Consider the following 24,335-nt stretch of genomic DNA (forward strand, 5'->3'; position numbering starts at 1 on the left):
TGACGAAATGTCGCCGGATGATTACCGGCCGCTACGCTCGCTCGCGTGACCCACTCAGCACGCCGTATCGGCCGCACGCTCGCTCTCGTCCTCCCCGTCGTCCTGGTGCTCTCCGGAACCCTCGCGGTCACCAGCGTCCCGTGGGCGGGACAGACCAGCGAGACCCAACTGCTCACCGCCTCCGCGCAGAACGTCTCCGTGCGCGCCAAGCCCCGCGCACCTCAGGAGGTGCTGCGCGGCAAGCTCCTCACCGAGATGCAGAAGCAGAACCCGGGGACCGTCCTCACCCACCTCCAGCGCGAGGTGGAGGCGAGCCCGTCGCTCGCCAAGCACTGCATGTCGATCGCCCGCTCCCTCGGCCGGGCCGCCGTCGACCGCTTCGGGCCCACCCGCGCGCAGAGTTACTCCAAGCCCGTCTGCGACACCTCCTTCGCCGCCGGGGTGGCCCAGCAGAGCCAGGGGAGCTGACCGCACGGGACCTCCGGCGGACCCGCGCCCCGGCCGGCGGCGGTGCCGCATATCGTTCACGGCATGTATACGCCCACGTATCCGACACAGGCCGTGGTCCTGGCGGGCGGCCAGGGCTCCAGGCTGCGCCCCTACACCGACGACCGCCCCAAGCCGATGGTCGAGATCCCGGGCACCGGGGTCCCGATCATCGGCCATCAGCTCTCCTGGCTGGCCGCCGAGGGCGTGACCGACGCCGTCATCTCCTGCGGCCATCTCGCCGAGGTGCTCCAGGACTGGCTGGCGAGCGCGGACCTGCCGCTGCGGGTCACCACCGTCGTCGAAGCCGAACCCCTCGGCCGCGGCGGCGGTCTCAAGTACGCCGCCGCCGCCCTTCCGCGCCCGGATCTGCCCTGGTACGCGACGAACGGCGACATCTGGACGCGCTTCTCGCTCCGTGAGATGGCCGCCTTCCACTCCGAGCGCGACGCCACCGCGACCCTCGCCCTGGCCAGGCCCCGGATCCCCTGGGGAGCCGTCGAGACCGACGCCTTCGGGCACATCACCGACTTCATCGAGTCGCCGCCGTCGCCGTATCTCATCAACGCGGGTGTGTACGTCTTCTCCGCGGCCTTCCGCGAACTGCTGCCGGACCTCGGCGACCATGAGCGCACCACCTTCCCCGGGCTGGCACGGGAGCGCCGGCTGGCGGGCTTCCCGCTGCCCAACGGCGCCTACTGGCGGGCCATCGACACCGCCAAGGACCTGACCGAGGCGGCGAAGGAACTGCGCGCGCAGACCGCCGGCTAGCCATCCGCCGGGAGGACGCGCGAAGAGGCGGACGTACGGAAAGCGCGGACGCGGAAGACGTGGACATACGGAAGGCGGCCACCCGCTGAGGTGGCCGCCTTCCCTTCCGGATGTCTCAGCCGAGCAGGCCGCCGATCACCCGGCCGCTGTCGCCGCCGGTCGAGCCGCCGCTGCTCGAACCGCCACCCGTGGAGCCGGTGTTGTCCGGGGTACCGCCCGGTGCGCTGCCGGAGCCGCCGCTGCCCGCGCCGCCGCTCGACGACGGTACGGAGCTGCCCGCCGGAGGCTGCTGCTGGGCGGGCTGGGAGCGGCCGGGGGGCTGGGCGCCGCCGGTGCTCGCGGGGCTGCTGGAGCGCTCGGCACCGGCGGTGGTTCCGGCGGTCTCCCGGACCGTGCGGTCCTCGGAGGTCTCCGGGGTGGACTTCCGCCGCTCCGGGGTCTCCGCGCGGCTGGCGGACGGCGAGGGCTTGTCGCCGCCGGAACCGCTCGGGCCGGAGGAGCTGCGCTCACCGGTCGGCCTGCCGTCGGGGAGCGATGAGCCCGGCAGATAGTTGGTCGGGTCCTGGTTGGGGCCCGGGACGGTGACCAGATCGGTGGAGCGCACCGCGCCGCCCAGCATCGAGCCGATCAGCAGGGTGAGTCCGACGACCACCGCCGCGACCAGCGAACCGCGCCGCAGCACCCGGCGGCGCAGCAGACCGATCTCGGTGCGCGGGCCGAGCTTGCGCCACGCCTCGCCGGCGAGGCGTCCGTCGATGGAGTAGACCGGGGCGCCCGCGATGATCAGCGGGGACCAGGCCGCGAGGTAGATGATGTCGGGCGCGTCGTAGGCCGGCACGGTCTTCCAGCTCACCGTGAGGATCAGCGCCGCCGAGAGCAGCGCGCCCACCACGGCGGCGACCCGCTGCCAGAGCCCCAGCACGGTGAGGACACCGACGACGACCTGGAGGAAGGCGACCGTGAGACCGGCACCCACCGGGTGCGAGAGGGCGAAGTCCCGCAGCGGCTCGGCGAGCGGCCACGGGTCCAGGGAGTGCAGCCACTTCATCATCGAGCCGCGCTCCCCGCCGTCGAAGTAGACGGGGTCGCAGAGCTTGCCCATGCCCGCGTAAATGGAGATGAAGCCGAGGAACACCCGCAGCGGCAGCAGCACCACGCCGAGGTTCATCCGGCGGCCGGGGTAGTAGGCGTGCCGCACGGTCTCGCCGCCCGGACTGTCCGGGTGGTCGCCGATCGCGGTGGGCTCGTCGTCGTAGGGATCGTGGTCCGAGCCGGGGGGCCCGTACGGCTGGTGGGCGTCGTACGCGCCGATCGCCTGCCGCATCGGCGGGAGCAGGGGACGGCTCCGGGTGCCGATGACGGGGATCGGGCCGGTGTCGGCGACACCGGTGGTGCCGACCGTGTCGCCGACCAGGTCGACCCGGGGGATCAGCTGGGTCGATCCGGTGTCGTATCCGCCGGAGCCGTATCCCTCCCCGCCGGAGCCGTACCGCTCGCGCTCGGCGGTGGCGGTCGCGGTGCTGTTGCGCACGGCCTGGAGGAGCCCGGTCGCGCCCGAGTCGCCCGGCGCGGACCTGCCGCTCCAGACAACGGGTGCCCGGCGCCGGACCACCGTCCCGCCCGCGCCGACGACAGGGATACGGGCGGTGTCCGACTGGCCTCGTGCCATGCGCGGGCTCGGGGCGAGCCGGACCCGGAAGCTGGCGTGGTTCACGATGACCTGCGCGGGGTCGCAGTCAACCTTGACCATGCTCAGCGCAGGCTGATCATCGAACCCGGGCCGGGGCGTTCTGGTGTCCACACTCATCTAACCGAGTGACATCCGGTTAGGACACTGCCCTGACGGATCGGATCTGTCCGAGACCCGTCAAGGCTGGTGAGAGGCCCGGCGGGGGGTCCGGAGGCGGCGTCGGCCCATCGGCCGCACGCCCCTCACACCCCCCGTGCGCCCCGCGCGCCGGGCCCGGGACGCCCGCCCGGGCCGGGGGGCGGATCCGGAAAGCCCGGCTGCGGGAGGACGGATCCGGGTGTGGGAGAACGGGTCCGGGAGGCCCGGCTCCGGACAGCATGGTCCGGCGAGGCCGGGCCGGGGACCGTCAGCCGCGGCGCTTGGCCGCCTCGTACAGCACCACGCCGGCCGCGACGCCGGCGTTCAGCGACTCCGCGCCGCCCGGCATCGGGATGCGGACCAGGTAGTCACAGGTCTCGCCGACGAGCCGGGAGAGGCCCTTGCCCTCGCTGCCGACCACGATCACGACCGGGCCGCCGAGCTGTTCGAGGTCGCCGACCTTGTGCTCGCCGTCGGCGGCGAGGCCGACCACGGTGATGCCCGCCTTCTGGTAGCCCTCCAGGGCGCGGGTCAGATTGGTCGCCCGGGCCACCGGGGTGCGCGCGGCGGTGCCCGCCGAGCTCTTCCAGGCGCCCGCGGTCATGCCGGCCGCGCGGCGTTCGGGGACGACCACGCCATGGCCGCCGAAGGCGGCGACGGAGCGGACGACCGCGCCGAGGTTGCGCGGGTCGGTGACACCGTCGAGGGCGACGATCAGCGGGTCCTCGCCGTGGTCGGCGGCGGAGGCAGCGAGGTCCTCCGGGTGCGCGTACTCGTACGCCGGGACCTGGAGCACCAGGCCCTGGTGGTTGAGACCGTTGGTCATCCGGTCCAGCTCGGCGCGCGGGGCCTCCATGATGTGGAGCTTGCCCCGGGCGGTGGCGAGCTGGAGCGCCTCGCGGACGCGCTCGTCGTTGTCGATGTACTGCTGGACGTAGAGCATGGTGGCGGGCACGCCGTCGCGCAGCGCCTCGAAGACCGGGTTGCGGCCGACGACCATCTCGGAGCTGCCCTTGCCGCCGCGGCGGGCGACGGGACGGCGGGTGGTCTGCCTGGCCTTGGCGTTGGCGGCCCGGTTCTTGACATGCCCCTTACGGGCGGAGGCGGGCGGCGTCGGGCCCTTGCCCTCCAGGGAGCGGCGTCGCTTGCCACCGCTGCCGACCTGCGCGCCCTTCTTGTTGGACGTGCGGCGGTTCCTGCGCTGGCTGTTCCCGGCCATGACTGCTACCTGTTTCCGTGAAATCCGTAGGCGTACGTACGTATGAAGTGTGCCGCCCGGAGAGCCGGACGGCACACTCGGCGGGGCTCAGCGGGGGCCGAGCGTCCAGCGCGGCCCCTCCGGGCTGTCCTCGATGACGAGACCGGACTGCTGCAGCTGGTCCCGGATGGCGTCGGCGGTGGCCCAGTCCTTGCGGGAACGGGCCGCCTCGCGCTGCTGGAGCACGAGGCGCACGAGAGTGTCGACCGCGCCGTGGAGATCCTCACCGCTCTCCGCGTCACCCGCCCAGTGCGGGTCGAGCGGATCGAGACCGAGTACTCCGAGCATCGCACGAACCTCGGCGAGGCGGGCGACGGCGGATTCCTTGTCGTCGGCGGCGAGGGCGGAATTGCCCTGCCGGACGGTGGTGTGGATGACCGCGAGGGCCTGCGGGACGCCGAGATCGTCGTCCATCGCCTCGGCGAAGGCGAGCGGCACCTCGCCGGCGGGCTCGACCGGCCCCCCGGCCTTCTCGCAGACGCGCTCGATGAAGCCGGCGATACGGGCGAACGCGGACTCGGCCTCGCGCAGTGCCTCCTCGCTGTACTCGATCATCGAGCGGTAGTGCGGGGTGCCGAGGTAGTAGCGCAGGACGATGGGCTTCCAGTGCTTGACCATCTCGGAGACGAGCACCGAATTGCCGAGCGACTTCGACATCTTCTCGCCGCTCATGGTGACCCAGCCGTTGTGCACCCAGTAGCGGGCGAACTCGTCACCGAACGCCTTGGCCTGGGCGATCTCGTTCTCGTGGTGCGGGAAGATCAGGTCGATCCCGCCGCCGTGGATGTCGAAGGCGCTGCCCAGGTACTTGTGGGCCATGGCGGAGCACTCCAGGTGCCAGCCGGGACGGCCGCGGCCCCAGGGGGTCTCCCAGCTCGGCTCGCCGGGCTTGACCGACTTCCACATGGCGAAGTCGCGCGGGTCGCGCTTGCCGGTCTCGCCCTCGCCGGACGGCTGGCGGAGCTCGTCGATGTCCTGGTTGGAGAGCTCCAGATAGGAGGGGAGGGAGCGCACGTCGAAGTAGACATTGCCCTCGGCCTCATACGCGTGCCCGCGCTCGATGAGGCCGCGCATCATCTCGACCATCTCGGTGATGTGGCCGGTGGCGCGCGGTTCATAGGTGGGGGGCAGGCAGCCGAGGGCGTCGTAGCCGTTGTTGAAGGCGCGCTCGTTCTCGTAGCCGATGGACCACCAGGGGCGGTTCTGCTCCGCCGACTTCCAGATGATCTTGTCGTCGATGTCGGTGACATTGCGGATGAACGTGACGTCGTAGCCGCGGTACTCGAACCAGCGGCGCATGATGTCGAAGTTCAGCCCCGAGCGGATGTGGCCGATGTGCGGTGCGGCCTGCACGGTGGCGCCACAGAGGTAGATCGAGACACAGCCCGGAACGAGCGGGTTGAAGTCACGGATCTGCCGGGCGCTGGTGTCGTACAGGCGAATGGTCACGCAACCAGGGTAGTGGGCGCACGGCAGTGCCCCGCGACCCCTGGGGGTCGCGGGGCTGATTTTTCTTATCGGCGCGTTATGCGCCCTGGTGAGGGCGGTGCTCCACGGCCGTCATCGGCCATCGGCGGGGCAGTGGTGAGGGGTCCGGCGGGGCCGGGCGGTCAGATGCGGCCGACGACCTTGCGCGGGGTGACACGGACGACCACGCGCGGCGCGTCGTCGGCCGCGGCGGGGTTGAACTCCGCGTAGCTCTTGCCGGTGTACTTCACGGAGAGTTCGTCGATGAGCTCCTGGCCGCCCTCGGTGGTGAGCTCGGCGGTGCCGCGGATCTCGGCGTAGGTGTAGGGGGCGTCGAAGGGCTGGAGGAGAACCGTCACCCGGGGGTCCCGGCGCAGATTCTTCTCCTTGCGGCGGCCGATGGTGGTGGAGATGAGGAGGTCGTCGCCGTCGCGCTTCACCCAGACCGGGGACACCTGGGGTGTGCCGTCGGGCTGGATGGTGGCGATGCTGACGAAGACGGGGCTGTCCAGCCGGGCCTTCAGGTCGTCCGAGAGTTCGGCGGTCATGGTTACGGCCTTTCGGTGACGGCCGCGTCGGAGCGGCCGGGCGGCGACGATCCCCCTGCGTGTGCAGCACGTCACAGCTCCCGATTATTTCGGTCGGCCGATTCCTTCACACGGGGTTCACCCGTCTGTCGCATCCGGGCCGCGCGCGGGCGCCGGGCCGCGTCCACCGGTGCGCCGGGTGCGGTCCGGCCGGCTTCCCGCGGACGCGGTACGCCGGGGGCGGCGCGGGGCGTACGGGACGGGGCGCCGGCCGCAGGGACCTCGCGGGGCCGGGCGCGCACCGGAGCCGGGGCGGGTACGCGCCCGGCGCCGAGATCACTTCGTGATAAAGCGCGCCGGCCGGGTGTCAGGGGCGGTAGACCAGGGCCGTGGCGATGGCGGCCAGCCCCTCGGCGCGGCCGGTCAGCCCCAGGCCGTCGGTGGTGGTCCCGGAGACGGCGACGGGCGCGCCGATCGCCGCGCCCAGCGCCTTCTGGGCCTCGTCCCGCCGCTTGCCGATCTTCGGGCGGACACCGATCACCTGGATGGCGACATTGCCGATCTCGAAGCCCTCGGCGCGGACGATCCGGGCGGCCTCGGTGAGCAGGGTGATCCCGGAGGCGCCGGACCACTCGGGGCGCGAGGTCCCGAAGTGGGTGCCGAGGTCGCCGACACCGGCCGCGGAGAAGAGGGCGTCGCAGGCCGCGTGGGCGGCGACATCGCCGTCGGAGTGGCCGGCGAGGCCGGATCCGGCGTCGTCGCCGTCCCAGAGCAGCCCGGCGCACCAGAGCTCACGGCCCTCCTCGAAGGCGTGCACATCCGTGCCGATGCCCACCAGCGGGAGCTGAAGGGGCCGACGGGGGGGCTGGGGAGGCCGGGGATCAGAAGCCATCGTTGGCCCTCCTGCGGGCGAGTACCGCCTCGGCGAGTACGAGATCGAGCGGCCGGGTCACCTTGAACGCCTCTTCGTGGCCGGGTACGACGACGACGGAGCCGCCGAGGCGCTCGACCATGCCCGCGCAGTCGGTCGCCTCCCCGTCGGCCCCCGCGAGGATGTGGTGGGCGTTGACGAGAGTGGCGCGTTCGAATCCCTGCGGGGTCTGCACGGCGCGCAGCCGGGCCCGGTCGGGGGTGGCGACGACCGGTTCGGGTTCGCCCTTCTCGCCGGGCTCCACCTCTTTGACCGTGTCGGCGAGCGGGAGCGCCGGGACGACGGCGGTGGCCCCGGCGCGTACGGCCTCGATGACCGCGTCCACCGTGTCGACGGGGACGAGGGGGCGGGCCGCGTCGTGGACCAGGACGGTGCCGATGTCGTCGGGCAGGGCGTCGAGACCGAGACGCACGGATTCCTGGCGGCTCTCGCCGCCGGGGACGACGAGGAGTTCGGTGCGGTCGGGGAGGACCAGATCGGTGAGGAGATTCCGCACCGGGGCGGTGTCGCCGGGCGGGGCGACGACCACGACGAGGGAGACCGCGTTGGAGGCGGCCATGGCGCGTACGGCGTGGACGAGCATGGGCGTGCCGCTCAGCGCTCGGAGCGCCTTGGGGGCTCCGGGGCCCAGCCGTACACCCCGGCCGGCAGCCGGGATCACGGCCGCGGTACGGGGCGGAAGCGATTCGTCTGACATCGGTTGCACTCCGGCAGGTTTGTTTCCTCGGCCGACATGGGTATGGCCACAGCGTGCCGGGCGCGACGCCTTGACGGACCCTTCCGTGACCAGTGGTCCGCGTCTGCCGCCCCGGGCCCGGCACGCCACGCACTACCAGGGGGTTGGTGCGCGGCGAGTGCGGACACTCATGGGCAAGGTGTCCGGTTCAAGGACAATGAAGACATGCACAACTGAACATGCCGCAGCGCCCGGCGACAGAACCGTGATCAAAGATGATCATGTCATGTCAGCGGGCACCGCGGCATTGATGCGCCATTGCGTCAGGACGCGAGGACCTCGTCGAGCAGAGCCTCGGCCTTGTCCTCGTTGGTGTTCTCCGCGAGGGCGAGCTCGCTCACCAGGATCTGGCGCGCCTTCGCGAGCATCCGCTTCTCACCTGCGGAAAGCCCGCGCTCACGCTCACGACGCCACAGGTCACGCACCACTTCGGCGACCTTGATGACATCGCCGGAAGCAAGCTTCTCCAGATTTGCCTTGTAACGCCGGGACCAGTTCGTCGGCTCTTCGGCATACGGCGCGCGCAGCACCTCGAAGACCCGGTCGAGACCGTCCTGGCCGACCACATCACGCACACCCACGAACTCCGCATTGTCCGCCGGCACGCGCACCGTCAGGTCGCCCTGGGCGACCTTGAGCACCAAGTAGGTCTTGTCCACGCCTTTGATCTGGCGAGTTTCGATGGCCTCGATCAGCGCGGCCCCGTGATGGGGATAGACCACGGTGTCGCCAACCTTGAACGTCATGTGACAGGTACCCCTTCCGTGGCTATCCAGGGTAACACGGATACAGCATCTTCTGAATGGCGTTTTCGCAGGTCAGGGCATATCTCGGGGCTTGACAACAGCGCGCGGTACGTGCTGCGAGCAGCTTCCGGAAGGGGGTATTCGCAGGTGGGAGCCGCTGTGCGGGGGGCGGGAAACGGGCATGTCGCGCCGGCCACACGGCGCCGAGACGCAGATGAACGTCCCGATTTGCCTGGTTCCCGACGGTGGACTTCCTGTACTCCGTTCGACGGTCGTTCACCCGTACGGGGGCATCTGACGCGGAATCCTGAATTGATCAACGAAGGCGCGCCGGTTCTATTCGGAAGGGAATGCGCGCCGGGGCGGCGAAATTGATCACGGTGATATGTGAACGCGGTGCGAAACACCGGCATCGGCACTTCGGCGGAAGCGTCCCCGAACCGGCTCAAGGACCGGACGAGAGGACATGGGTGTTCGATCGCGCACGGATCGGATCGCGGCGGGCCGGATCGCGGGTGGGTCCGAGCGCGTATGGATCGGATCTGATCACGCGGATCCGATCGCGGCGGATCGGATCGGATCACGGGGCGGGGTCACGCGCGGACCGGATCGCGGCAGGTCGGACAGCGGACGGGCCGATCACCGCAGGGCCGATCGCGGCGGGTCCGGACAGCGGGCGGGCCGGATCGCGGAAACGCCCCGCCCGGCCCCGGGCCACCGGCCCCGGCCTCCCGGCACCCCCGGAAGGGGCCCGGGGGGGGCTCCCCGGGGGCGACTCGGGGGAGCCGGCCGGTGCGGCCGCGTGCGCATAGGGGCGGGTCGGGTGCGGGGCGGGAGCGGCGGCTCTGTAATCTGTCGGCGAACTGAGGTGATCTCGGGCGGTATCGCGAACCCTCGCGCTCCCGGCCGCCATTGCGCCGGTTCGAGCGACCCGTCAACCGTCAGTCCGTATGTCCAAGGAGATGCCGCCGCCGTGAGCCTCCCCCAAACTCCGTCCGGGGCCAACCTTCGACGCGGCGCCCTCGCCGCGGCCGCCACCGCGCTGTCGATCGCCGTCCTCACCGCCTGTGGCGCGGGCAACAACGCGCAGTCGCTGGGCATCAAGCCGGACACCGCCAATGTCAAGGTCGACTCGATCAACATTCAGAACTCGAATGTGATCACCGGGGCCGAGGGTGAGGCCGACGGCCCGGCCGTCATCTCGGCGACGATCTTCAACTCGGGCACCGCGGAGCAGACCATCGACTCGGTCACCCTCGGGGGCGGCGCGGGCACCGTGAAGCTCTCCCCCGCCGAGGGCTCCGGCCCGGTGACCGTGCCCGCGCAGGGCTCGATCGTCATCGGCGGCAAGGGCAACGCCTCCGCCGTGGTGGAGAACGCCCAGGAGCTCGCCGGGAACATCGGCGGCGTCCAGGAAGTGGTCTTCCGCTTCAGCGAGACCGGCGATGTCAAGATCAAGTCGTTTGTGGTGGCCGCCACCGCCGACGGCTTCGGGGACTTCGGCCCGAGCTCACTGCCGGCGCCGGCGAAGCCCTCCCCGTCCGCCGAGCCGGAGGGCACCCCCTCCGACGCCGCGAGCGGCGAGCCCGGCGGCGAGAACGAGTCCGGTGAGCCCGGCGCCCCGGCCGAGGGCTCGGCCGACCCGGCCGAGGGTCCCGCCGACGGCTCCACCGAGAGCACCGGCTGACCTCAGCGGGCCCGTGACGGGCAGCGACTTCTCCGTACCCCGGCCGGTCCGGCACGGAGGGCGCCCCACCGATGACCGGTGGGGCGCCCTCCGTGCGTCTGCTCTCAGCGGCTCGCCCGCCGCCGGCTACGGCTCGAACTTGTAGCCCAGGCCGCGGACGGTCACCAGATAGCGCGGCGCGCCCGGGTCGGGCTCGATCTTGGCGCGCAGCCGCTTCACATGGACGTCCAGGGTCTTGGTGTCGCCGACGTAGTCCGCGCCCCAGACCCGGTCGATGAGCTGCATCCGGGTGAGCACCCGGCCCGCGTTGCGCAGCAGCATCTCCAGCAGGTCGAACTCCTTCAGCGGCAGATCGATCTTGCCGCCGGCGACGGTGACCACATGGCGGTCCACGTCCATCCGGACCGGACCGGCCTCCAGGGCGGCCGGGGTGACCTCCTCCGGCTCCCCCCGGCGGCGCAGAACGGCGCGGATGCGGGCGACCAGCTCGCGGGAGGAGAAGGGCTTGGTGACATAGTCGTCGGCTCCTATCTCCAGCCCGACGACCTTGTCGATCTCACTGTCCTTGGCCGTCACCATGATCACCGGGACATTGGAACGGCCGCGCAGCTGACGGCAGACCTCCGTGCCCGGCAGCCCGGGCAGCATCAGATCGAGAAGGACGAGGTCGGCGCCATTGCGGTCGAACTCATCGAGCCCCTCGGGGCCCGTGGTCGCCACAGCGACCTCGAAGCCCTCCTTGCGGAGCATGTAGGACAGGGCGTCGCTGAAGGATTCCTCATCCTCGACGACGAGCACTCGGGTCACGGATGGACCTCCGGGGCAGGGATGTCGGTGTTGGGAATGTGGTCGTGGGGCCGGTCGTCGTGCGCGCCGCCGCCGGGTGGGTCCGGGCGGCGGTGGTGGTGGGCACCGGGGCCGGCCTCGGAGGCCGTCCCCGGGCCGGGTGATGACCGCGGGTCCGATGAGGACGCGGGGTCGGAGGGGGTTTCCGACCCGTACGGCGGGCCGGGCGCGGCGTGCGGGGCGAATGGGGTGTCGAGCGGGGTGTACGGGCCGGCGGCCGGGTCGCCGCCCGTGTCGCCCGTGTCGTCCGTGTCGGCGACCGGCTCGGTGACCGTCTGCGCGCGGGGACGGTCCCGGGTGGCGCCCGCCTCGGGAAGGCGGAGGGTGAAGGTGGATCCCTGCCCCTCGGTGCTCCACACCGTGACCTCCCCGCCGTGCGAGGCGGCCACGTGCTTCACGATCGCCAGCCCCAGGCCGGTGCCCCCGGTGGCCCGGGAGCGGGCCGGGTCGACCCGGTAGAAGCGTTCGAAGATTCGTTCGCGATCCTTCTCGGAGATGCCGATGCCCTGATCGGTGACGGCTATCTCGATCTGGTCCCCGCCCGGCACGGAGACCCGGCGGGCGGAGATGCCGACCCGGGTCCGGGCCGGCGAGTAGTTGACCGCGTTCTCGACGAGATTGCCGAGCGCGGCGGCCAGCTTGCCGCGATTGCCCCAGATGTGCAATCCGGCGGTGCCCCCGCTGACCATGGTGATCTGCTTGGTGGACGCGGGCTGCCGGGAGCGGTCGATGGCCTCCGCGACCAGCTCGTCCACCCGGACCGGCTCGGCGTCCTCCAGCGGGTCGTCGTTCTGCACCCGGGAGAGGTCGATGAGCTCCTGTACGAGATTGGTGAGCCGGGTCGCCTCGATCTGCATCCGGCCGGCGAAGCGGAAGACGGCCTCGGGGTCGTCGGCGGCGTCCATGACGGCCTCGGAGAGCAGCGAGAGCGCCCCCACCGGGGTTTTCAGCTCATGACTCACATTGGCCACGAAATCCCGCCGCACCGCCTCGATCCGGCGGGCCTCGGTGAGGTCCTCGACCAGCAGGAGAACCAGCCGGGAGCCGAGCGGGGCGACCCGGGCCGAGACGGCCAGCGCCTCGCCCCGGCCGGTGCCCCGGCGCGGGAGGTCGAGCTCGACCTGGCGTATCTCGCCGTCCCTGCGGGTGTCCCGGGCCATCTGCATCATGGGCTCGACCGTCAGTTTTCCGCCACGGACCAGACCCAGGGCATAGGCGGCCGAGGACGCCTTGACCACCGAGTCGCTCTCGTCGAGCACCACGGCGGAGGAGCGCAGCACGGAGAGCACCGTGTCCACTCCGGGTGGCAGCACGGCGTCGGTGTGCAGCGATGTCCGGGTGGGACGGCGCTGCTCGCGCTCGCTCCAGCGGAACGCCAGTACGGCGATGACGCCGGTCAGGAGACCGGCGAGTGCCGCCACTGCGGCGACCGCCGCGTTCACGTCCATGTATCCAGGTTATGCGTGGCCGCGGACATGCTCACAGCCAATCGGGTGGCACCTCGAACACTCGTCGCCCAGAGTTCACCGAGGGGACGGGGCCGGTTCATTTGGCCGGGAGGCCCTGGACGCGTTTCGGACTCACCGTGGGAGCGTGGGGGTCCGAGAGACCCACCCGGACCTCTGTTCACCTGTAGAAAGGGAACCCGATGCGGGACGCGTACCACGAGGAACTGGACTCGATCGGCGAGGGCCTGGTCGAAATGGCCCGGCTGGTGGGTTCGGCGATTGGGCGCGCCACCACGGCCATGCTCGACGCCGATCTCAAGCTGGCCGAGACCGTGATCGCCGCCGATCAGAAGGTGGACGATCTCCAGCACGATCTGGAGGCACGCGCCATCGCCCTGCTCGCCCGGCAGCAGCCGGTGGCCACGGATCTGCGGATCGTGGTCACCTCACTGCGGATGAGCGCCGACCTGGAGCGGGCCGGCGATCTGGCCCAGCATGTGGCCAAGCTCGCCCGGCTGCGCTTCCCGGACTCCGCGGTGCCGAGAGATCTCCAGGCCACGATCCTGGAGATGGGCCAGCTGGCACAGCGGCTGATGGCGAAGGCCGCCGAGGTGATCATCACCAAGGACGTCGATCTCGCGCTCCAGCTGGAGAACGACGACGACGAGATGGATCTGCTGCACCGCACGCTCTTCCAGCATCTGATGGACGACCGCTGGAAGCACGGCATCGAGACCGCGGTGGATGTGACCCTGCTGGGCCGCTACTACGAGCGGTTCGCCGATCACGCGGTGTCGGTGGCGAAGCGGGTGGTCTATCTGGTGACGGGGGAGCACGCCGACGAGATCCAGCCGGTGACACCGGTGGAGGGCGCGTGAATCCCGTACGACAGGGGAGGGAGTCGCGCCTCCGCGCGCCGTTGACGCGCCCGCCGGGGCCGTCGTGGAATGGCGGGAGGCGGCACGCCCCGGCCGGCTGACCGGGGGGTGCCCGTACATCCTGCACGGCTCGTACGCCGATCTCGTACGCCGATGAGGAGGAACCCATGGCCGACTCCCCCAGCACGGACCTCAGGCAGGCATTCCCGATCGAAGTGATGGTTCCGCCCGCGCTCTCCTGCTCCTGCGGCCCCGGCTGCTCGTGCGGTTGTCAGTCGGGCGGATCCTGCCAGTGCGGCGGCGGCTGCGGCTGACGGCCGCACCCGCCCGGCGGACACCGCGATGGCCCCGTCCCCCAGGGGGACGGGGCCATCGCGCATGCGCGGGGTGTGACTACTTCTTGCCCTGGTTCCTGACGGCCTCGATCGCGGCGGCGGCCGCGTCCGGGTCCAGGTAGGTGCCGCCGGGCTTGAGCGGCTTGAAGTCGGCGTCCAGCTCATAGGCGAGCGGGATACCCGTCGGGATGTTCAGGCCCGCGATGGCCTCGTCGGAGACGCCGTCGAGGTGCTTGACCAGCGCGCGCAGCGAGTTGCCGTGCGCGGCGACCAGGACGGTGCGGCCGGCCAGCAGGTCCGGGACGATGCCGTCGTACCAGTACGGCAGCATCCGGACACCGACGTCCTTGAGGCACTCGGTGCGGGGGCGCAGCTCCGGCGGGATGGTCGCGTAGCGCGGGTCGCCGCTCTGGGAGAACTCCGTGCCGTCCTCCAGGGGCGGCGGCGGGGTGTCGTACGAACGGCGCCAGAGCATGAACTGCTCCTCGCCGAACTCGGCGAGCGTCTGCGCCTTGTCCTTGCCCTGGAGCGCGCCGTAGTGCCGCTCGTTGAGGCGCCAGGAGCGGTGCACCGGGATCCAGTGGCGGTCCGCGGACTCCAGCGCGAGCTGGGCGGTGCGGATGGCGCGCTTCTGGAGCGAGGTGTGCAGGACATCCGGGAGCAGGCCGGCGTCCTTCAGCAGCTCACCGCCGCGGACCGCCTCCTTCTCGCCCTTGTCGGTGAGATTGACGTCCACCCAGCCGGTGAACAGATTCTTCGCGTTCCACTCGCTCTCGCCGTGGCGGAGGAGGATCAGCTTGTACGGTGCGTCGGCCATGCCTCCGAGCCTAATGGACGGGCGTACCGCCTTCCGGACAGGTGTGCTGGTCATCGCCCGATCGAGGCGTCTGTACCGGCTCTGAGCTGGGTATTCTCCCGGCGGCTCATGGCGGGGCGTCCACCTTTCGGACAGCGGCCCGTCCACCCTGCGGGCAGGACCCGCGTCCGCTCTCCGGACGGCCGGTGTCCGGGGGATGAGCGCCCTCCGCCCTCGCCCCGGCCGGCGCGAGGGCGGGGGCGCGAGGCGGAGGGGCGGAGGGCGCGAGGCGGGCGGCGGGCGGCGGGGGTACGGCGCGGGAGGCGCGGGAGGCGCGGGAGGCGCGGGCGCGGAAGCTCCGGCTCCGGTCCGGAGCCGCGGGGCGGTGGTGAGCGGGGTGACCCAGCGGGTCCCCCGGGGCCGGTGCTGCGGGACGGCTGTGTTCGACGTGACTGGTGAGGCTGGGCCATACGGCTGACGATGGACAGATCCGGTAAATCAACTGCCCATCGGCCCCGAGCCCCAGGTAATGTTCAAACCTGTCTAGAGACTCTTACACTGCTGCTCAAGCTCCTGGGGGATCCATGCTCGTTGCCGGACTGCGCCGCGCCGCGCGGGAGAGCGTCGCGGGGCTGCCCCGGGAATTCTGGTGGCTGTGGACCAGCACCCTGGTCAACCGGCTCGGCGGGTTCGTCGCCACCTTCATGGTTCTCTATCTCACCGCCGACCTCGGCTATTCCGCCTCGTACGCCGGGGTCGTGGTCTCCCTGTACGGGCTGGGCGGAGTCGTCTCCTCGCTGGCCGGCGGGGTGATGACGGACCGGCTCGGACGGCGTCCCACCCTGCTGATCGCCCAGCTCTCGACGGCGGTGTCGGTCGCCGCGCTCGGTCTGGTCAGCCACCCGGTGGCCATCGCCGCCGTCGCCTGTCTGGTCGGCATGGCCAGCAACGCCTCCCGGCCCGCCGTGCAGGCGATGATGGCGGACATCGTGCGGCCCGAGGACCGGGTGCGGGCCTTCTCGCTCAACTACTGGGCGATCAACCTCGGCTTCGCGATCTCCGCGGTGGCGGCCGGCTTCATCGCCGAGTACAGCTATCTGGCCGGTTTCCTGGGAGAGGCCGCGCTGACCCTGGCCTGCGCCGTCCTCGTCTACATCAAACTGCCCGAGTCCCGCCCGGCGCACCCGGGGAAGGCGGGCGACCGGGAACCGCCGGTGAGTCTGGCGACCGTACTGCGCGACGGCCGGTTCATGGGCGTGGTCGTCCTCTCCTTCCTGATCGCGCTGATCTTCATGCAGGGGCTCGTCGGACTCCCGCTGGCGATGGGCGAGACCGGACTCTCCCCCTCCGACTACGGCACGGTGATGGCGCTCAACGGCGTACTGATCGTGGCCCTGCAGATCCCGGTCACCCGCTTCATCGAACACCGCGATCCGCGCCGGCTGCTGATCCTGTCCTCACTGCTGGCGGGGTACGGCTTCGGGCTCACCGCCTTCGCCGGGTCGATCGGGCTGTACGCGCTGACGGTGGTGGTGTGGACGCTGGCCGAGATCGTCAACGCGCCCACCCAGACAGGACTGGTGGTACGGCTCTCCCCGGTGCACGGCCGGGGCCGCTACCAGGGCATGTACACCCTGACCTGGTCGGTGGCGACTCTGGTGGCGCCGCTGGCCGCCGGATTCGTCATCGACGGATTCGGGGCCGGGTGGCTGTGGGGGATGTGCGCGGTCCTGGGTACGGTCGCGGGTCTCGGGTACGGGCTGCTGATGCGGAATCTGCCGGCGGACGCCGGGTTCCCGGCCGTGCCCGCGCCGGTCCGGGTGCCCCCGGCGGAGCGGGAGAACCAGGCCCCGGACACGGGGAGGGCGGGGGTCTGAGCGGGCGGGGCTCAGTGCCCCGGAGGGGGGTCGCCCGCGCCGCCGGTCAGGCGGTCGAACGCGTCGAGGTTGCGGGTGGACTCGCCGCGCGAGACCCGCCAGGCGTACTCCTTGCGGATCGCCTCGGCGAAGCCCATCTCCAGGAGCGTGTTGAAGATCCCGTCCGCGGCTTCCAGTACGGAGCCCAGCAGCCGGTCCAGCTCCTCCGCCGTGACGACGGCGAGCGGGAGCCTGCCGGTGAGATAGATGTCGCCGAGCCGGTCGACGGCGTAGGCCACTCCGTACAGCCGCAGATTCAGCTCCAGCAGGCGGCGGTGCACGGCGGCGGCGTTCTCGTCGGGGCGGCGGATGACGAAGGCGTTCACGGAGAGGGAGTGCCTGCCGACGCGCAGGGAGCAGGTGGTGGCCAGCTTGGCGGTGCCGGGCAGGGTCACCGCGTAGGAGCCGGGTTCCGGGCTCTCCCAGGAGAGATCCGCGTCCTTCAGGGCGCGCTCGATCGTCTCGTGGTGCCGCCGTGCGTCAGACATGGCGTGAGCGTACCCGGCGGCGGTGTTCGTACATCGCCGCCGTGTAGACGTCGGCGGTGGCCGCCGCGGCGCGGTCCCAGCCGAAGGACTGGGCGTGCCGGGCGGCGGCGCGGCCCATGCGGTCGGCCACCTCCGGGCCGGCCAGCAGCCGGTGGAGGGCGCGGGCGTAGTCGGCGGGGTTGTGGCCGTCGACGAGGAAGCCGGTCCGTCCGTGGTCCACCGCGACCGGGAGTCCGCCGACCCGGGCGGCGACCACGGGGGTGCCGGCCGCCTGTGCCTCGATGGCGACCAGGCCGAAGGACTCGCTGTACGAGGGCATGACCAGGGTGGACGCGGCCCGGAACCAGTCGGCGAGCCGCTCCTGGCCGACCGGGGGGTGGAAGTGGACGATGTCGGCGATCCCCAGGCGGGCGGCCAGCTTCTGGAGCCCCTCGGGTTTGGCGAGGCCGCTGCCGCTGGGGCCGCCGACGACCGGGACGTACAGCAGGGAACGCAGGCCGGGGTCGCGTTCGACCAGCAGGGCGACGGCGCGCAGCAGGATGTCGGGGGCCTTCAGGGGCTGTATTCGTCCGGCGAAGAGGGGGACGAAGGCGTCCTGGGGGACGCCGAGCCGGGCGCGGGCGGCGGCGCGGCCGTCGGCGGGGCGGAAGCGGTCGAGATTGACCCCGGGGTGGACGACGGCGACCTTGGCGGGATCGGCGTCGTAGAACCGGATCAGTTCGCCGGCCTCCTCGGCCGTGTTGGCGATCAGCTGGTCGGCGGCCTCGACGATCTGGGTCTCGCCGATGACACGGGAGGCGGGTTCGGGCCGGTCCCCCTCGGCGAGGGCGGCGTTCTTCACCTTGGCCATGGTGTGCATCGCGTGGACGAGGGGCACGCCCCAGCGTTCGGCGGCGAGCCAGCCGACATGGCCGGAGAGCCAGTAGTGGGAGTGGACGAGGTCGTAGTGGCCGGGGCGGTGGCGGGCCCATGCCTGCATCACGCCATGGGTGAAGGCGCAGAGCTGTCCGGGCAGCTCCTCCTTGGCCAGGCCCTCGTAGGGGCCGGCGTCGACATGGCGGACCAGGACGCCGGGGGCGAGCTCGACGGAGGACGGGAGGCCGCCGGCGGTGGCCCGGGTGAAGATCTCGACCTCGATGCCGATGGCCGCGAGCCGTCGGGCCAGCTCCACGATGTAGACATTCATCCCGCCGGCGTCGCCGGTGCCCGGCTGGTGCAGGGGGGAGGTGTGGACGCTGAGCATGGCGATCCGGCGCGGCTTGCGGTGGCCGCCGGGGAATCTGATGAGGGGCGGCTTGAGGCCGCTGCCGAGGCGGGAGACGTACTGGCCGTACTGGCTCACGTCGACGATCCTCCGTTCCGGCGTGGTACGCGGCCGGTTTCGAGCACGACAAGCTGCGGGCTCGAGCAGCCGTCCAAGGGCACACAACAGCGGACCCTTCGCTTCCATTTCCCGCCCTCCATCACTTTGCCAAATCATTGCTTTGGGTGGTGGCGGGGGGTGGGGGCGCTCGCGGCCGGGTGGGGGCGTGGCTGCTCGCGGCGGGCGGCGGGGGGAGGGCGAAGCTTCGGCGGCGGGGCGGGTACGGGCTCCCGCGCGGGGTGCACGGTCCGGGCGGCGGCGGGTGCCGGCGTGACGCACGGTCCGCCCGGCGGGGCGCATACGCTCGGTGCATGCCCCGCCCCACCCCTCCGCCCCGTGCGACGTCCGGGAAGAACCGTCCCGTCGGCACCGTCACCCGCGGCACCACCAACCCGAACCGGCTGCGCCGGATGGACCGCTGGATCGCGGCCGTCCACGGCCCCGCGCTGCGGCGCAGCGACCGGCCGGTGGCCGTCGACCTCGGATACGGGGCGGCTCCCTGGACCCCGCTGGAACTGCTGGGGTGGCTGCGCACCGCCGATCCGCGGTGCGAGGTGGTCGGGATCGAGATCGATCCGGAGCGGGTCGCGGCGGCGCGGCCGTACGAGCGGGAGGGGCTGACCTTCCGGCACGGCGGTTTCGAGCTCCCGGTGGCCGAGCCGCCGATGCTGATCCGTGCGGCGAATGTGCTGCGCCAGTACGACGAGGGCGAGGTCGCCGCCGTGTGGGAGCGGCTCTGCGGGCGGCTCGCGCCGGGCGGGCTGCTGGTCGAGGGGACCTGTGACGAGATCGGGCGGCGCCATGTCTGGGTGGCGCTGGGGCCTCGGGGTCCGCGCGGTGTCACCTTCGCGGCCCGGCTCGGCTCGCTGGACCGGCCGTCCGATCTGGCGGAGCGGCTGCCCAAGGCGCTGATCCACCGGAATGTGCCGGGTGAGCCGGTGCATGCGTTTCTGCGGGACTTCGACCGGGCGTGGGCCGCGGCGGCGCCGTTCGCCTCGCTCGGGGCGCGGCAGCGCTGGATCAGGGCGGTGGGCGATCTGGCGGCGGACTGGCCGCTGCTGGACGGCCGGCGGCGGTGGAGACAGGGCGAGGTGACGGTGGAGTGGGCGGCGCTCGCTCCCCGATTCGCTCCCCGATTCGAGTGAACGTCCGTACGAATCGGGAACACGGGGCGGCCATCATTCGTCAGTGATCACGGGGGAACGCGGTCCGGAGTGATCCGCCGGACGGTCTCCGGGTGACCCTGTCGCTCCACGGGGTGCCGTGTCACCATCACGGCATCGCACACGTTACTGACGGTCAATCAGGTCCGGTCGGGTTTGCCGAGCGTCAGCTCCGCTGACGATGGAGGGGGAGTCGTGAACCGACGCCACTGTGCCACTGCCGCGATGACCCTGCTCTGCTGCGCCCTGACCGTGCTCGCGGCGCCGGGCACGGCGTTCGCCGCGCCGGCTCCGGCCGCGGGGGTCTCCCTCCCGGCGGCGGCCGTCTCCCTGCCCGCGCGGCCGTCCGCGCCGGTGCTGCCGGCCGTTCCGCTGCCGCCGGACGCCCCCCGGGAGAAGTCGCTGGAGCAAGTGCGCCTGGAGATAGAGGGCCTGTACCACCAGGCGGTCTCGGCGACGGACGCGTACAACCTCGCGGAGGAGCGGGCGAAGCGGAAGTCGGCGGAGATCGCCGCATTGGCACAGCGGATCGAGAAGGGGCGGGAGCGCATCGCCACGCTGAGGGATCTGGCCGGTGCCACCGCCCGGGCCCAGTATCAGGGCGGCGGGCTGCCGGCCGGCGCGCGGCTGGTCCTCACCGACGATCCCCGGCTCTTCCTGGACGGCGTGGAGCGGGTCCGGCAGAGCATGAAGGCGACCGGCGATCTGATGGCCGAGCTGACCAGGGCCCAGGCGGAGCTGGAGACGTACACCGAGGACGCCGGGGCTCACTGGAAGGACCTGGAGGCGGAGCGGGCCGCCCAGGCGAGTGCCAGGACACGGATCACGAGCAGGATCGCCGCCGCCGAGCGGCTGGAGGGACGGCTGGCCGAGGCGGAGCTGGCCAGGCTGCTGATATTGGAGAAGCGGGCGGCCGAGAAGGCGCAGAACGACTGGCTGAAGTCCGGCGCGCCGGGCGGTCCCGGCGGCGGGGCGAGCGCGCGGGGCGCGGAGGCGGTGGCCTTCGCGAAGGCGCAGATCGGCAAGGCGTACGAGTGGGGTGCCGAGGGCCCGCGTACATACGACTGCTCGGGGCTGACCTCCAAGGCGTGGGCGGCGGCGGGGGAGAGCATCCCGCGCACCTCACAGGAGCAGTGGCGCCGGCTCCCCAGGGTGGCCGTGAAGGACATGCGCCCCGGCGATCTGATCATCTACCACGCGGACGCGAGCCATGTCGGCATGTATGTGGGGGACGGCATGATGGTCCACTCCCCTCGGCCGGGCCGGCAGGTGACCCTCGCGGGCGCGGGTTCCATGAGGATCCTCGGCGTGGTCCGCCCGGAGCGGTAGCCGCGGGCGGCGGCATCGGGACCGGGACCGGGCACACCCGGCGCCGGATCGCGGGGCGGGGCCGGACCGGCGGCCGGGTCCGGCGGGGTCCCCCGGCGCGTGATGTTCGTCATGGCCGCCCGCCGCGGTTCTCCCCGGATGTCCTCCGTGTACCGGCGCGGGCCCCGGGCCCGCCCGGGCAGGCCGGGGCGGGCCCGGGCGGCTCTCCCCCGCCCTCCCGCTCTCGCCATTCCGCTCCGGGCCGGGGTACCGCTATGGTCCCCGTCTGGCGGGATGTCGAATGTCGCCCCGCCGTGCCCTCGGGGGGAGGGAAGGAAACCGGATCACATGCCTGTACCTGTACCGCGTCAGCGGAACGCCCCCGCGGAAAAGTCGGCCGCGGGCGGGGAGCTGACCCTGCTGGTGATCGAGGACGACCCGGGCAGCTTCCGCGTCCCGGAGCCGGACAGCGGGGCGGGCTTCCGGGTGCGGGTCCGCAGCGCACGGAATCTGACCGAGGCGGAGCGGCTGCTCACCGACGACGTCCACTGTGTGCTGGTCGATCTCGCGCTGCCCGGCGGCGCGGGTGACGAGGAGCTGGCCCCGCTGCGGCATGTGCTGCGTCTGGCGCCCCGGCACGCGGTACTGGCGCTGACGACCTCGGGGGACGCGGAGCGCGCGGCCGACGCCGTACGGCTGGGGGCGCAGGACCATCTCTTCCGCGACGAGCTGGACGGACGGCTGCTGAGTCGCACGGTCCGGTACGCCGTGGAGCGCAAGCGGGCCGACACCGTCCAGCGGAAGCTGGCCGAGTCCCGGCTGCGGGCGCAGGAGAACGCCCGGCTGGAGCGCGGTCTGCTGCCCACTCCCCTGCTCCAGGGGGCGAATCTGCGCTTCGCCGCGCGGTACCGGCCCGGGCGCTCGCGGGCGCTGCTCGGCGGAGATTTCTACGACACCGTCCGCACCCCGGACGGCACGGTCCACGCGATGATCGGCGATGTCTGCGGCCACGGCCCGGACGAGGCGGCGCTCGGCGTGGAGCTGCGGATAGCGTGGCGGGCGCTCACCTTCGCCGGACTGTGCGGGGACGAGCTGCTGTCCACGCTCCAGCGGGTGCTGGAGCACGAGCGGGAGAGCGAGGAGATCTTCGCGACGCTCTGCACGGTCGACATCGCTCCGGACGGCAGGCGGGCGGGTCTTTGCCTGGCGGGCCATCCGTCCCCGCTGATCGTCCGGGACGGCCGGGGAGCACCCCTGCTCCCCCAGTCCCACGAGAGCGGCGGCCCGGCGCTGGGTCTGCTGCCGCGTGCCCGCTGGCCGCGCCGCCAGGTGGAGCTGGGCGCGGCATGGAGTCTGATGCTCTACACCGACGGGCTGATCGAGGGACGCTCGGGCCCGGGTACGCGGCAGCGGCTGGGCGACGAGGGAATGCTGCGCATGATCAACCGGCAGCTCGCGGAGGGGCTGGACGGCGAGGCGCTGCTGGACGCCGCCGTGACCGAGGCGCGCGAGCTGAACGGCGGGGAGCTGACGGACGACGTGGCGGTACTGCTGCTGAGCCGGGACTGACGGGACCCGGCCAGGACCTCCGGTACTACCTGCCGCCGTTGTACGGGCCGTACGGGCCGTCGCTGCTGGATCCGCCGCGCCGGCCCTTGCCGCCGCCGGAGACCTGCGCGAGCGCGGGCCGTACATCCACGAAGAAGACGATGCTGGCGATCAGTCCGGCGATGGACAGGAAGAGCATGCTGATCGTCAGATTCACCGCCACGGTGACGCCGAGGATGACCAGCCAGAAGCTCTTGGTCTGCTTGTCGGCGGCCCGGTAGGCGTCATCGCGGGCCAGCAGGGCCATGATCAGTGCGGTCACCGAGGTCACCAGGAAGACCAGGCTGATGATCATCCCGATACCGGCGTCGAATCCTGCGCGCAACATGATGGGTACCGCCTACGCCTAGTGAGTGGTCAAGGCACGTCATCGCCAACGTACCCGGAGAACGAGCCGGACACCCCCAAAGGTGCCCGGCCCGCTTCGCGGGGGTGCGTTCACTCCGCCGGCGGCGTGTTCTTCTTCGCGGCGGACTTGCGGGCGGCCGGGCGGCGGGCGGCGGGCTTGCGGCCGGCCGTCCTCGGCGCCTCGGCCCCGGCGGACGCGCTCTCGGCGGACCCGGCGGGCTCCGTGACGGGCTCGGCGGGCTCCGTGACCTCGGCCGACCCGGCGGCGGGCTTCACGGGCTCGGGCTTCACCGGCTCGGGCTCCACGGCGATGGCGATCTCCGTGATCTCCTCCGCCGCCTCACCGCGCCACGACCGCACGGTCTGCTCACCGTGCTCGGCGACCTTCTCGTAGGTCTCGCGCGCCCTGACGGCGTACTCGGCGGCCACGCCGACGCCCCGCAGCGCGAGGTCCTGCGCGGTCTCGCCGAGCTTCTTCAGATCGGTGTCGAGCCCGCCGAACACCTCGCCGACCTTGGCCTGCACGGTGGCCTGGGCCTCCTTGGCCTGCCCGGTCACCTTCTCCTGCACGGCCCTGGGGTCGGCGCCGCGCACGGCCTCGATCCGGCCCGGCGCCTCGGCGGCGAGCTGCTCCAGCAGCGCGGGCACCTTCCTGGCCTGCTGGAAGGCGAGGTCGGCGGTGCCGGCCGCGAAGTAGAGGGGGGTGGGGTCGGCGAAGGTCTTGCGGAGGTCATCGGTGATGGCCATGACTTTGGTCCTCCTGGAACACGTTTCAGGGTGAGTTGTGGCCGGCATCGCTGCCGCCGGCCGTGCGGGGGCCGTCGACAGGGGTGTCCGAACCCGGGCCGGAACCCTTGTCCGCCACGGACTCCGCACCGGGATCGGCTGCCCCGGTCGCGGTCTCGAATCCGTTCTCCTTGCGGAAAGAGTCGTAGATCTGGAGCAGAACGGCCTTCTGCCGCTCATTCATGGAGGGGTCGGCGATGATGACGGCCCGCGTCTCCAGCTCGTCGCGATCCCGCTCGTCGAGGATCCCGGCCCGCACGTACAGCGTCTCGGCCGAGATCCGCAGCGCCTTGGCGACCTGCTGCAACACCTCCGCGCTGGGCTTGCGCAGCCCGCGCTCGATCTGGCTCAGATACGGATTGGACACCCCGGCGGCGTCGGCGAGCTGCCGCAGCGAGAGCTGGGCGTTGCGCCGCTGCTCGCGGAGGTACTCACCGAGATTCCCGACGTTGAGTGATGCCATGGTTCGATGGTGCCCCGCCCCGCTAACTATTGCAAGCAAATGCTTGCAATAGTGTTCCGCGCCACGTGTGACGGGCCGGGCCGGGCTCCTGCGGGAAGGAGTGAGCCGCCGCGCCCGGGGCCGCGTACCCGGCGCTCGGCGGGTTGGTCTCC

The 24,335-nt window shown here is 72.0% G+C and carries 23 protein-coding genes; 8 read left to right on the top strand and 15 right to left on the bottom strand.

Features of this window, described 5'->3' with window-relative positions; genetic code table 11:
• Nucleotides 1–45: 45 nt before the first annotated feature.
• The gene (locus AAFN69_RS31595) at nt 46–468 is read left to right on the top strand and encodes a hypothetical protein (RefSeq protein WP_347732323.1); all 423 of its coding nucleotides are present in this window, start codon (nt 46–48) and stop codon (nt 466–468) included.
• A 63-nt stretch (nt 469–531) separates the two neighbouring features.
• Nucleotides 532–1,257 (top strand): nucleotidyltransferase family protein, encoded by a 726-nt coding sequence (locus AAFN69_RS31600; protein WP_347732324.1) that lies wholly within the window; start codon nt 532–534, stop codon nt 1,255–1,257.
• 115 nt (nt 1,258–1,372) lie between these two features.
• Here AAFN69_RS31600 and AAFN69_RS31605 read toward each other — a convergent pair whose 3' ends face one another.
• The 7 genes from AAFN69_RS31605 to AAFN69_RS31635 all read right to left on the bottom strand — a co-directional run bounded on the left by AAFN69_RS31605 (nt 1,373) and on the right by AAFN69_RS31635 (nt 8,750).
• On the bottom strand, nt 1,373–3,007 hold the full coding sequence (locus AAFN69_RS31605) for a DoxX family membrane protein (protein ID WP_347732325.1): 1,635 nt from the start codon (nt 3,005–3,007) through the stop codon (nt 1,373–1,375).
• A gap of 346 nt (nt 3,008–3,353) precedes the next feature.
• On the bottom strand, nt 3,354–4,304 hold the full coding sequence (gene rlmB / locus AAFN69_RS31610) for a 23S rRNA (guanosine(2251)-2'-O)-methyltransferase RlmB (RefSeq protein WP_347732326.1): 951 nt from the start codon (nt 4,302–4,304) through the stop codon (nt 3,354–3,356).
• Between the two features lie 87 nt (nt 4,305–4,391).
• A complete protein-coding gene (gene cysS / locus AAFN69_RS31615; RefSeq protein WP_347732327.1) occupies nt 4,392–5,792 on the bottom strand; it encodes a cysteine--tRNA ligase in 1,401 nt (466 codons plus the stop codon).
• A 161-nt stretch (nt 5,793–5,953) separates the two neighbouring features.
• Entirely contained in the window at nt 5,954–6,358 is a 405-nt protein-coding gene (locus AAFN69_RS31620; RefSeq protein WP_347732328.1) for a PPOX class F420-dependent oxidoreductase, read from the bottom strand.
• 346 nt (nt 6,359–6,704) lie between these two features.
• Nucleotides 6,705–7,229 (bottom strand): 2-C-methyl-D-erythritol 2,4-cyclodiphosphate synthase, encoded by a 525-nt coding sequence (ispF, locus tag AAFN69_RS31625; RefSeq protein ID WP_347732329.1) that lies wholly within the window; start codon nt 7,227–7,229, stop codon nt 6,705–6,707.
• Nucleotides 7,219–7,965 carry a 2-C-methyl-D-erythritol 4-phosphate cytidylyltransferase gene (gene ispD, locus AAFN69_RS31630; RefSeq protein ID WP_347732330.1) on the bottom strand — a complete coding sequence of 249 codons (747 nt, stop codon included), beginning with the start codon at nt 7,963–7,965 and terminating at the stop codon, nt 7,219–7,221. The genes ispF and ispD overlap by 11 nt, the downstream gene beginning before the upstream one ends.
• Nucleotides 7,966–8,267: 302 nt before the next feature.
• Nucleotides 8,268–8,750, bottom strand: a complete 483-nt coding sequence (locus AAFN69_RS31635) for a CarD family transcriptional regulator (RefSeq protein ID WP_003953493.1) — start codon at nt 8,748–8,750, stop codon at nt 8,268–8,270.
• Nucleotides 8,751–9,723: 973 nt separating this feature from the next.
• Between AAFN69_RS31635 and AAFN69_RS31640 the strand changes: the two genes are divergently transcribed.
• Nucleotides 9,724–10,437, top strand: coding sequence for a DUF461 domain-containing protein (locus AAFN69_RS31640; protein ID WP_347732331.1), 714 nt, complete (start codon nt 9,724–9,726; stop codon nt 10,435–10,437).
• A 126-nt stretch (nt 10,438–10,563) separates the two neighbouring features.
• On the opposite strand, the gene AAFN69_RS31645 is transcribed toward AAFN69_RS31640, so the two are convergent.
• Both AAFN69_RS31645 and AAFN69_RS31650 read right to left on the bottom strand, forming a co-directional pair.
• The gene (locus AAFN69_RS31645) at nt 10,564–11,244 is read right to left on the bottom strand and encodes a response regulator transcription factor (protein ID WP_347732332.1); all 681 of its coding nucleotides are present in this window, start codon (nt 11,242–11,244) and stop codon (nt 10,564–10,566) included.
• Nucleotides 11,241–12,731 carry an ATP-binding protein gene (locus AAFN69_RS31650; protein ID WP_347732333.1) on the bottom strand — a complete coding sequence of 497 codons (1,491 nt, stop codon included), beginning with the start codon at nt 12,729–12,731 and terminating at the stop codon, nt 11,241–11,243. Before AAFN69_RS31650 ends, AAFN69_RS31645 begins: the two co-directional genes overlap by 4 nt.
• Nucleotides 12,732–12,931: 200 nt before the next feature.
• On the opposite strand from AAFN69_RS31650, the gene phoU reads away from it, so the two are divergent.
• Nucleotides 12,932–13,609 carry a phosphate signaling complex protein PhoU gene (gene phoU, locus AAFN69_RS31655; RefSeq protein WP_347732334.1) on the top strand — a complete coding sequence of 226 codons (678 nt, stop codon included), beginning with the start codon at nt 12,932–12,934 and terminating at the stop codon, nt 13,607–13,609.
• Between the two features lie 393 nt (nt 13,610–14,002).
• Here the strand turns inward: phoU and AAFN69_RS31660 are convergent, their stop codons facing one another.
• Complete coding sequence (locus tag AAFN69_RS31660) at nt 14,003–14,761, bottom strand: phosphoglyceromutase (RefSeq protein WP_347732335.1); 759 nt, start codon at nt 14,759–14,761, stop codon at nt 14,003–14,005.
• 563 nt (nt 14,762–15,324) lie between these two features.
• Between AAFN69_RS31660 and AAFN69_RS31665 the strand changes: the two genes are divergently transcribed.
• Nucleotides 15,325–16,617: an MFS transporter gene (locus AAFN69_RS31665; protein ID WP_347732336.1), complete on the top strand. Its 1,293-nt coding sequence runs from the start codon at nt 15,325–15,327 to the stop codon at nt 16,615–16,617.
• An 11-nt stretch (nt 16,618–16,628) separates the two neighbouring features.
• On the opposite strand, the gene AAFN69_RS31670 is transcribed toward AAFN69_RS31665, so the two are convergent.
• Nucleotides 16,629–17,144 carry a YbjN domain-containing protein gene (locus tag AAFN69_RS31670; RefSeq protein ID WP_347732337.1) on the bottom strand — a complete coding sequence of 172 codons (516 nt, stop codon included), beginning with the start codon at nt 17,142–17,144 and terminating at the stop codon, nt 16,629–16,631.
• Complete coding sequence (gene mshA / locus AAFN69_RS31675; RefSeq protein WP_347732338.1) at nt 17,137–18,486, bottom strand: D-inositol-3-phosphate glycosyltransferase; 1,350 nt, start codon at nt 18,484–18,486, stop codon at nt 17,137–17,139. Before mshA ends, AAFN69_RS31670 begins: the two co-directional genes overlap by 8 nt.
• Before the next feature lie 332 nt (nt 18,487–18,818).
• Here mshA and AAFN69_RS31680 point away from each other — a divergent pair, with 332 nt between their 5' ends.
• The 3 genes from AAFN69_RS31680 to AAFN69_RS31690 all read left to right on the top strand — a co-directional run bounded on the left by AAFN69_RS31680 (nt 18,819) and on the right by AAFN69_RS31690 (nt 22,547).
• The gene (locus AAFN69_RS31680; RefSeq protein WP_347732339.1) at nt 18,819–19,652 is read left to right on the top strand and encodes a class I SAM-dependent methyltransferase; all 834 of its coding nucleotides are present in this window, start codon (nt 18,819–18,821) and stop codon (nt 19,650–19,652) included.
• A gap of 213 nt (nt 19,653–19,865) precedes the next feature.
• On the top strand, nt 19,866–20,999 hold the full coding sequence (locus AAFN69_RS31685; protein WP_347732340.1) for an NlpC/P60 family protein: 1,134 nt from the start codon (nt 19,866–19,868) through the stop codon (nt 20,997–20,999).
• A gap of 327 nt (nt 21,000–21,326) precedes the next feature.
• Nucleotides 21,327–22,547, top strand: coding sequence for a SpoIIE family protein phosphatase (locus tag AAFN69_RS31690; protein ID WP_347732341.1), 1,221 nt, complete (start codon nt 21,327–21,329; stop codon nt 22,545–22,547).
• Between the two features lie 25 nt (nt 22,548–22,572).
• Here the strand turns inward: AAFN69_RS31690 and AAFN69_RS31695 are convergent, their stop codons facing one another.
• The 3 genes from AAFN69_RS31695 to AAFN69_RS31705 form a co-directional block, all read right to left on the bottom strand.
• On the bottom strand, nt 22,573–22,914 hold the full coding sequence (locus AAFN69_RS31695) for a DUF2516 family protein (RefSeq protein ID WP_347732342.1): 342 nt from the start codon (nt 22,912–22,914) through the stop codon (nt 22,573–22,575).
• A gap of 110 nt (nt 22,915–23,024) precedes the next feature.
• Nucleotides 23,025–23,681, bottom strand: coding sequence for a hypothetical protein (locus AAFN69_RS31700; RefSeq protein ID WP_347732343.1), 657 nt, complete (start codon nt 23,679–23,681; stop codon nt 23,025–23,027).
• Nucleotides 23,682–23,706: 25 nt separating this feature from the next.
• Nucleotides 23,707–24,183 carry a helix-turn-helix transcriptional regulator gene (locus AAFN69_RS31705; RefSeq protein WP_347732344.1) on the bottom strand — a complete coding sequence of 159 codons (477 nt, stop codon included), beginning with the start codon at nt 24,181–24,183 and terminating at the stop codon, nt 23,707–23,709.
• Nucleotides 24,184–24,335 lie beyond the last annotated feature (152 nt).

Source organism: Streptomyces sp. CAU 1734, from assembly GCF_039888735.1.
In the GTDB taxonomy this organism is placed as follows: Bacteria; Actinomycetota; Actinomycetes; order Streptomycetales; family Streptomycetaceae; genus Streptomyces.

Excerpts from the sequence above, each read along its gene's own strand:
- AAFN69_RS31600 (WP_347732324.1), top strand. The coding sequence starts at position 532 with ATGTATACGCCCACGTATCCGACACAGGCCGTGGTCCTGGCGGGCGGC.
- AAFN69_RS31605 (WP_347732325.1), bottom strand. The coding sequence starts at position 3,007 with ATGGTCAAGGTTGACTGCGACCCCGCGCAGGTCATCGTGAACCACGCC.
- rlmB (WP_347732326.1), bottom strand. The coding sequence starts at position 4,304 with ATGGCCGGGAACAGCCAGCGCAGGAACCGCCGCACGTCCAACAAGAAG.
- AAFN69_RS31620 (WP_347732328.1), bottom strand. The coding sequence starts at position 6,358 with ATGACCGCCGAACTCTCGGACGACCTGAAGGCCCGGCTGGACAGCCCC.
- ispF (WP_347732329.1), bottom strand. The coding sequence starts at position 7,229 with ATGGCTTCTGATCCCCGGCCTCCCCAGCCCCCCCGTCGGCCCCTTCAG.
- ispD (WP_347732330.1), bottom strand. The coding sequence starts at position 7,965 with ATGTCAGACGAATCGCTTCCGCCCCGTACCGCGGCCGTGATCCCGGCT.
- AAFN69_RS31635 (WP_003953493.1), bottom strand. The coding sequence starts at position 8,750 with ATGACGTTCAAGGTTGGCGACACCGTGGTCTATCCCCATCACGGGGCC.
- AAFN69_RS31650 (WP_347732333.1), bottom strand. The coding sequence starts at position 12,731 with ATGGACGTGAACGCGGCGGTCGCCGCAGTGGCGGCACTCGCCGGTCTC.
- phoU (WP_347732334.1), top strand. The coding sequence starts at position 12,932 with ATGCGGGACGCGTACCACGAGGAACTGGACTCGATCGGCGAGGGCCTG.
- AAFN69_RS31660 (WP_347732335.1), bottom strand. The coding sequence starts at position 14,761 with ATGGCCGACGCACCGTACAAGCTGATCCTCCTCCGCCACGGCGAGAGC.
- AAFN69_RS31665 (WP_347732336.1), top strand. The coding sequence starts at position 15,325 with ATGCTCGTTGCCGGACTGCGCCGCGCCGCGCGGGAGAGCGTCGCGGGG.
- AAFN69_RS31670 (WP_347732337.1), bottom strand. The coding sequence starts at position 17,144 with ATGTCTGACGCACGGCGGCACCACGAGACGATCGAGCGCGCCCTGAAG.
- AAFN69_RS31680 (WP_347732339.1), top strand. The coding sequence starts at position 18,819 with ATGCCCCGCCCCACCCCTCCGCCCCGTGCGACGTCCGGGAAGAACCGT.
- AAFN69_RS31690 (WP_347732341.1), top strand. The coding sequence starts at position 21,327 with ATGCCTGTACCTGTACCGCGTCAGCGGAACGCCCCCGCGGAAAAGTCG.
- AAFN69_RS31695 (WP_347732342.1), bottom strand. The coding sequence starts at position 22,914 with ATGTTGCGCGCAGGATTCGACGCCGGTATCGGGATGATCATCAGCCTG.
- AAFN69_RS31700 (WP_347732343.1), bottom strand. The coding sequence starts at position 23,681 with ATGGCCATCACCGATGACCTCCGCAAGACCTTCGCCGACCCCACCCCC.
- AAFN69_RS31705 (WP_347732344.1), bottom strand. The coding sequence starts at position 24,183 with ATGGCATCACTCAACGTCGGGAATCTCGGTGAGTACCTCCGCGAGCAG.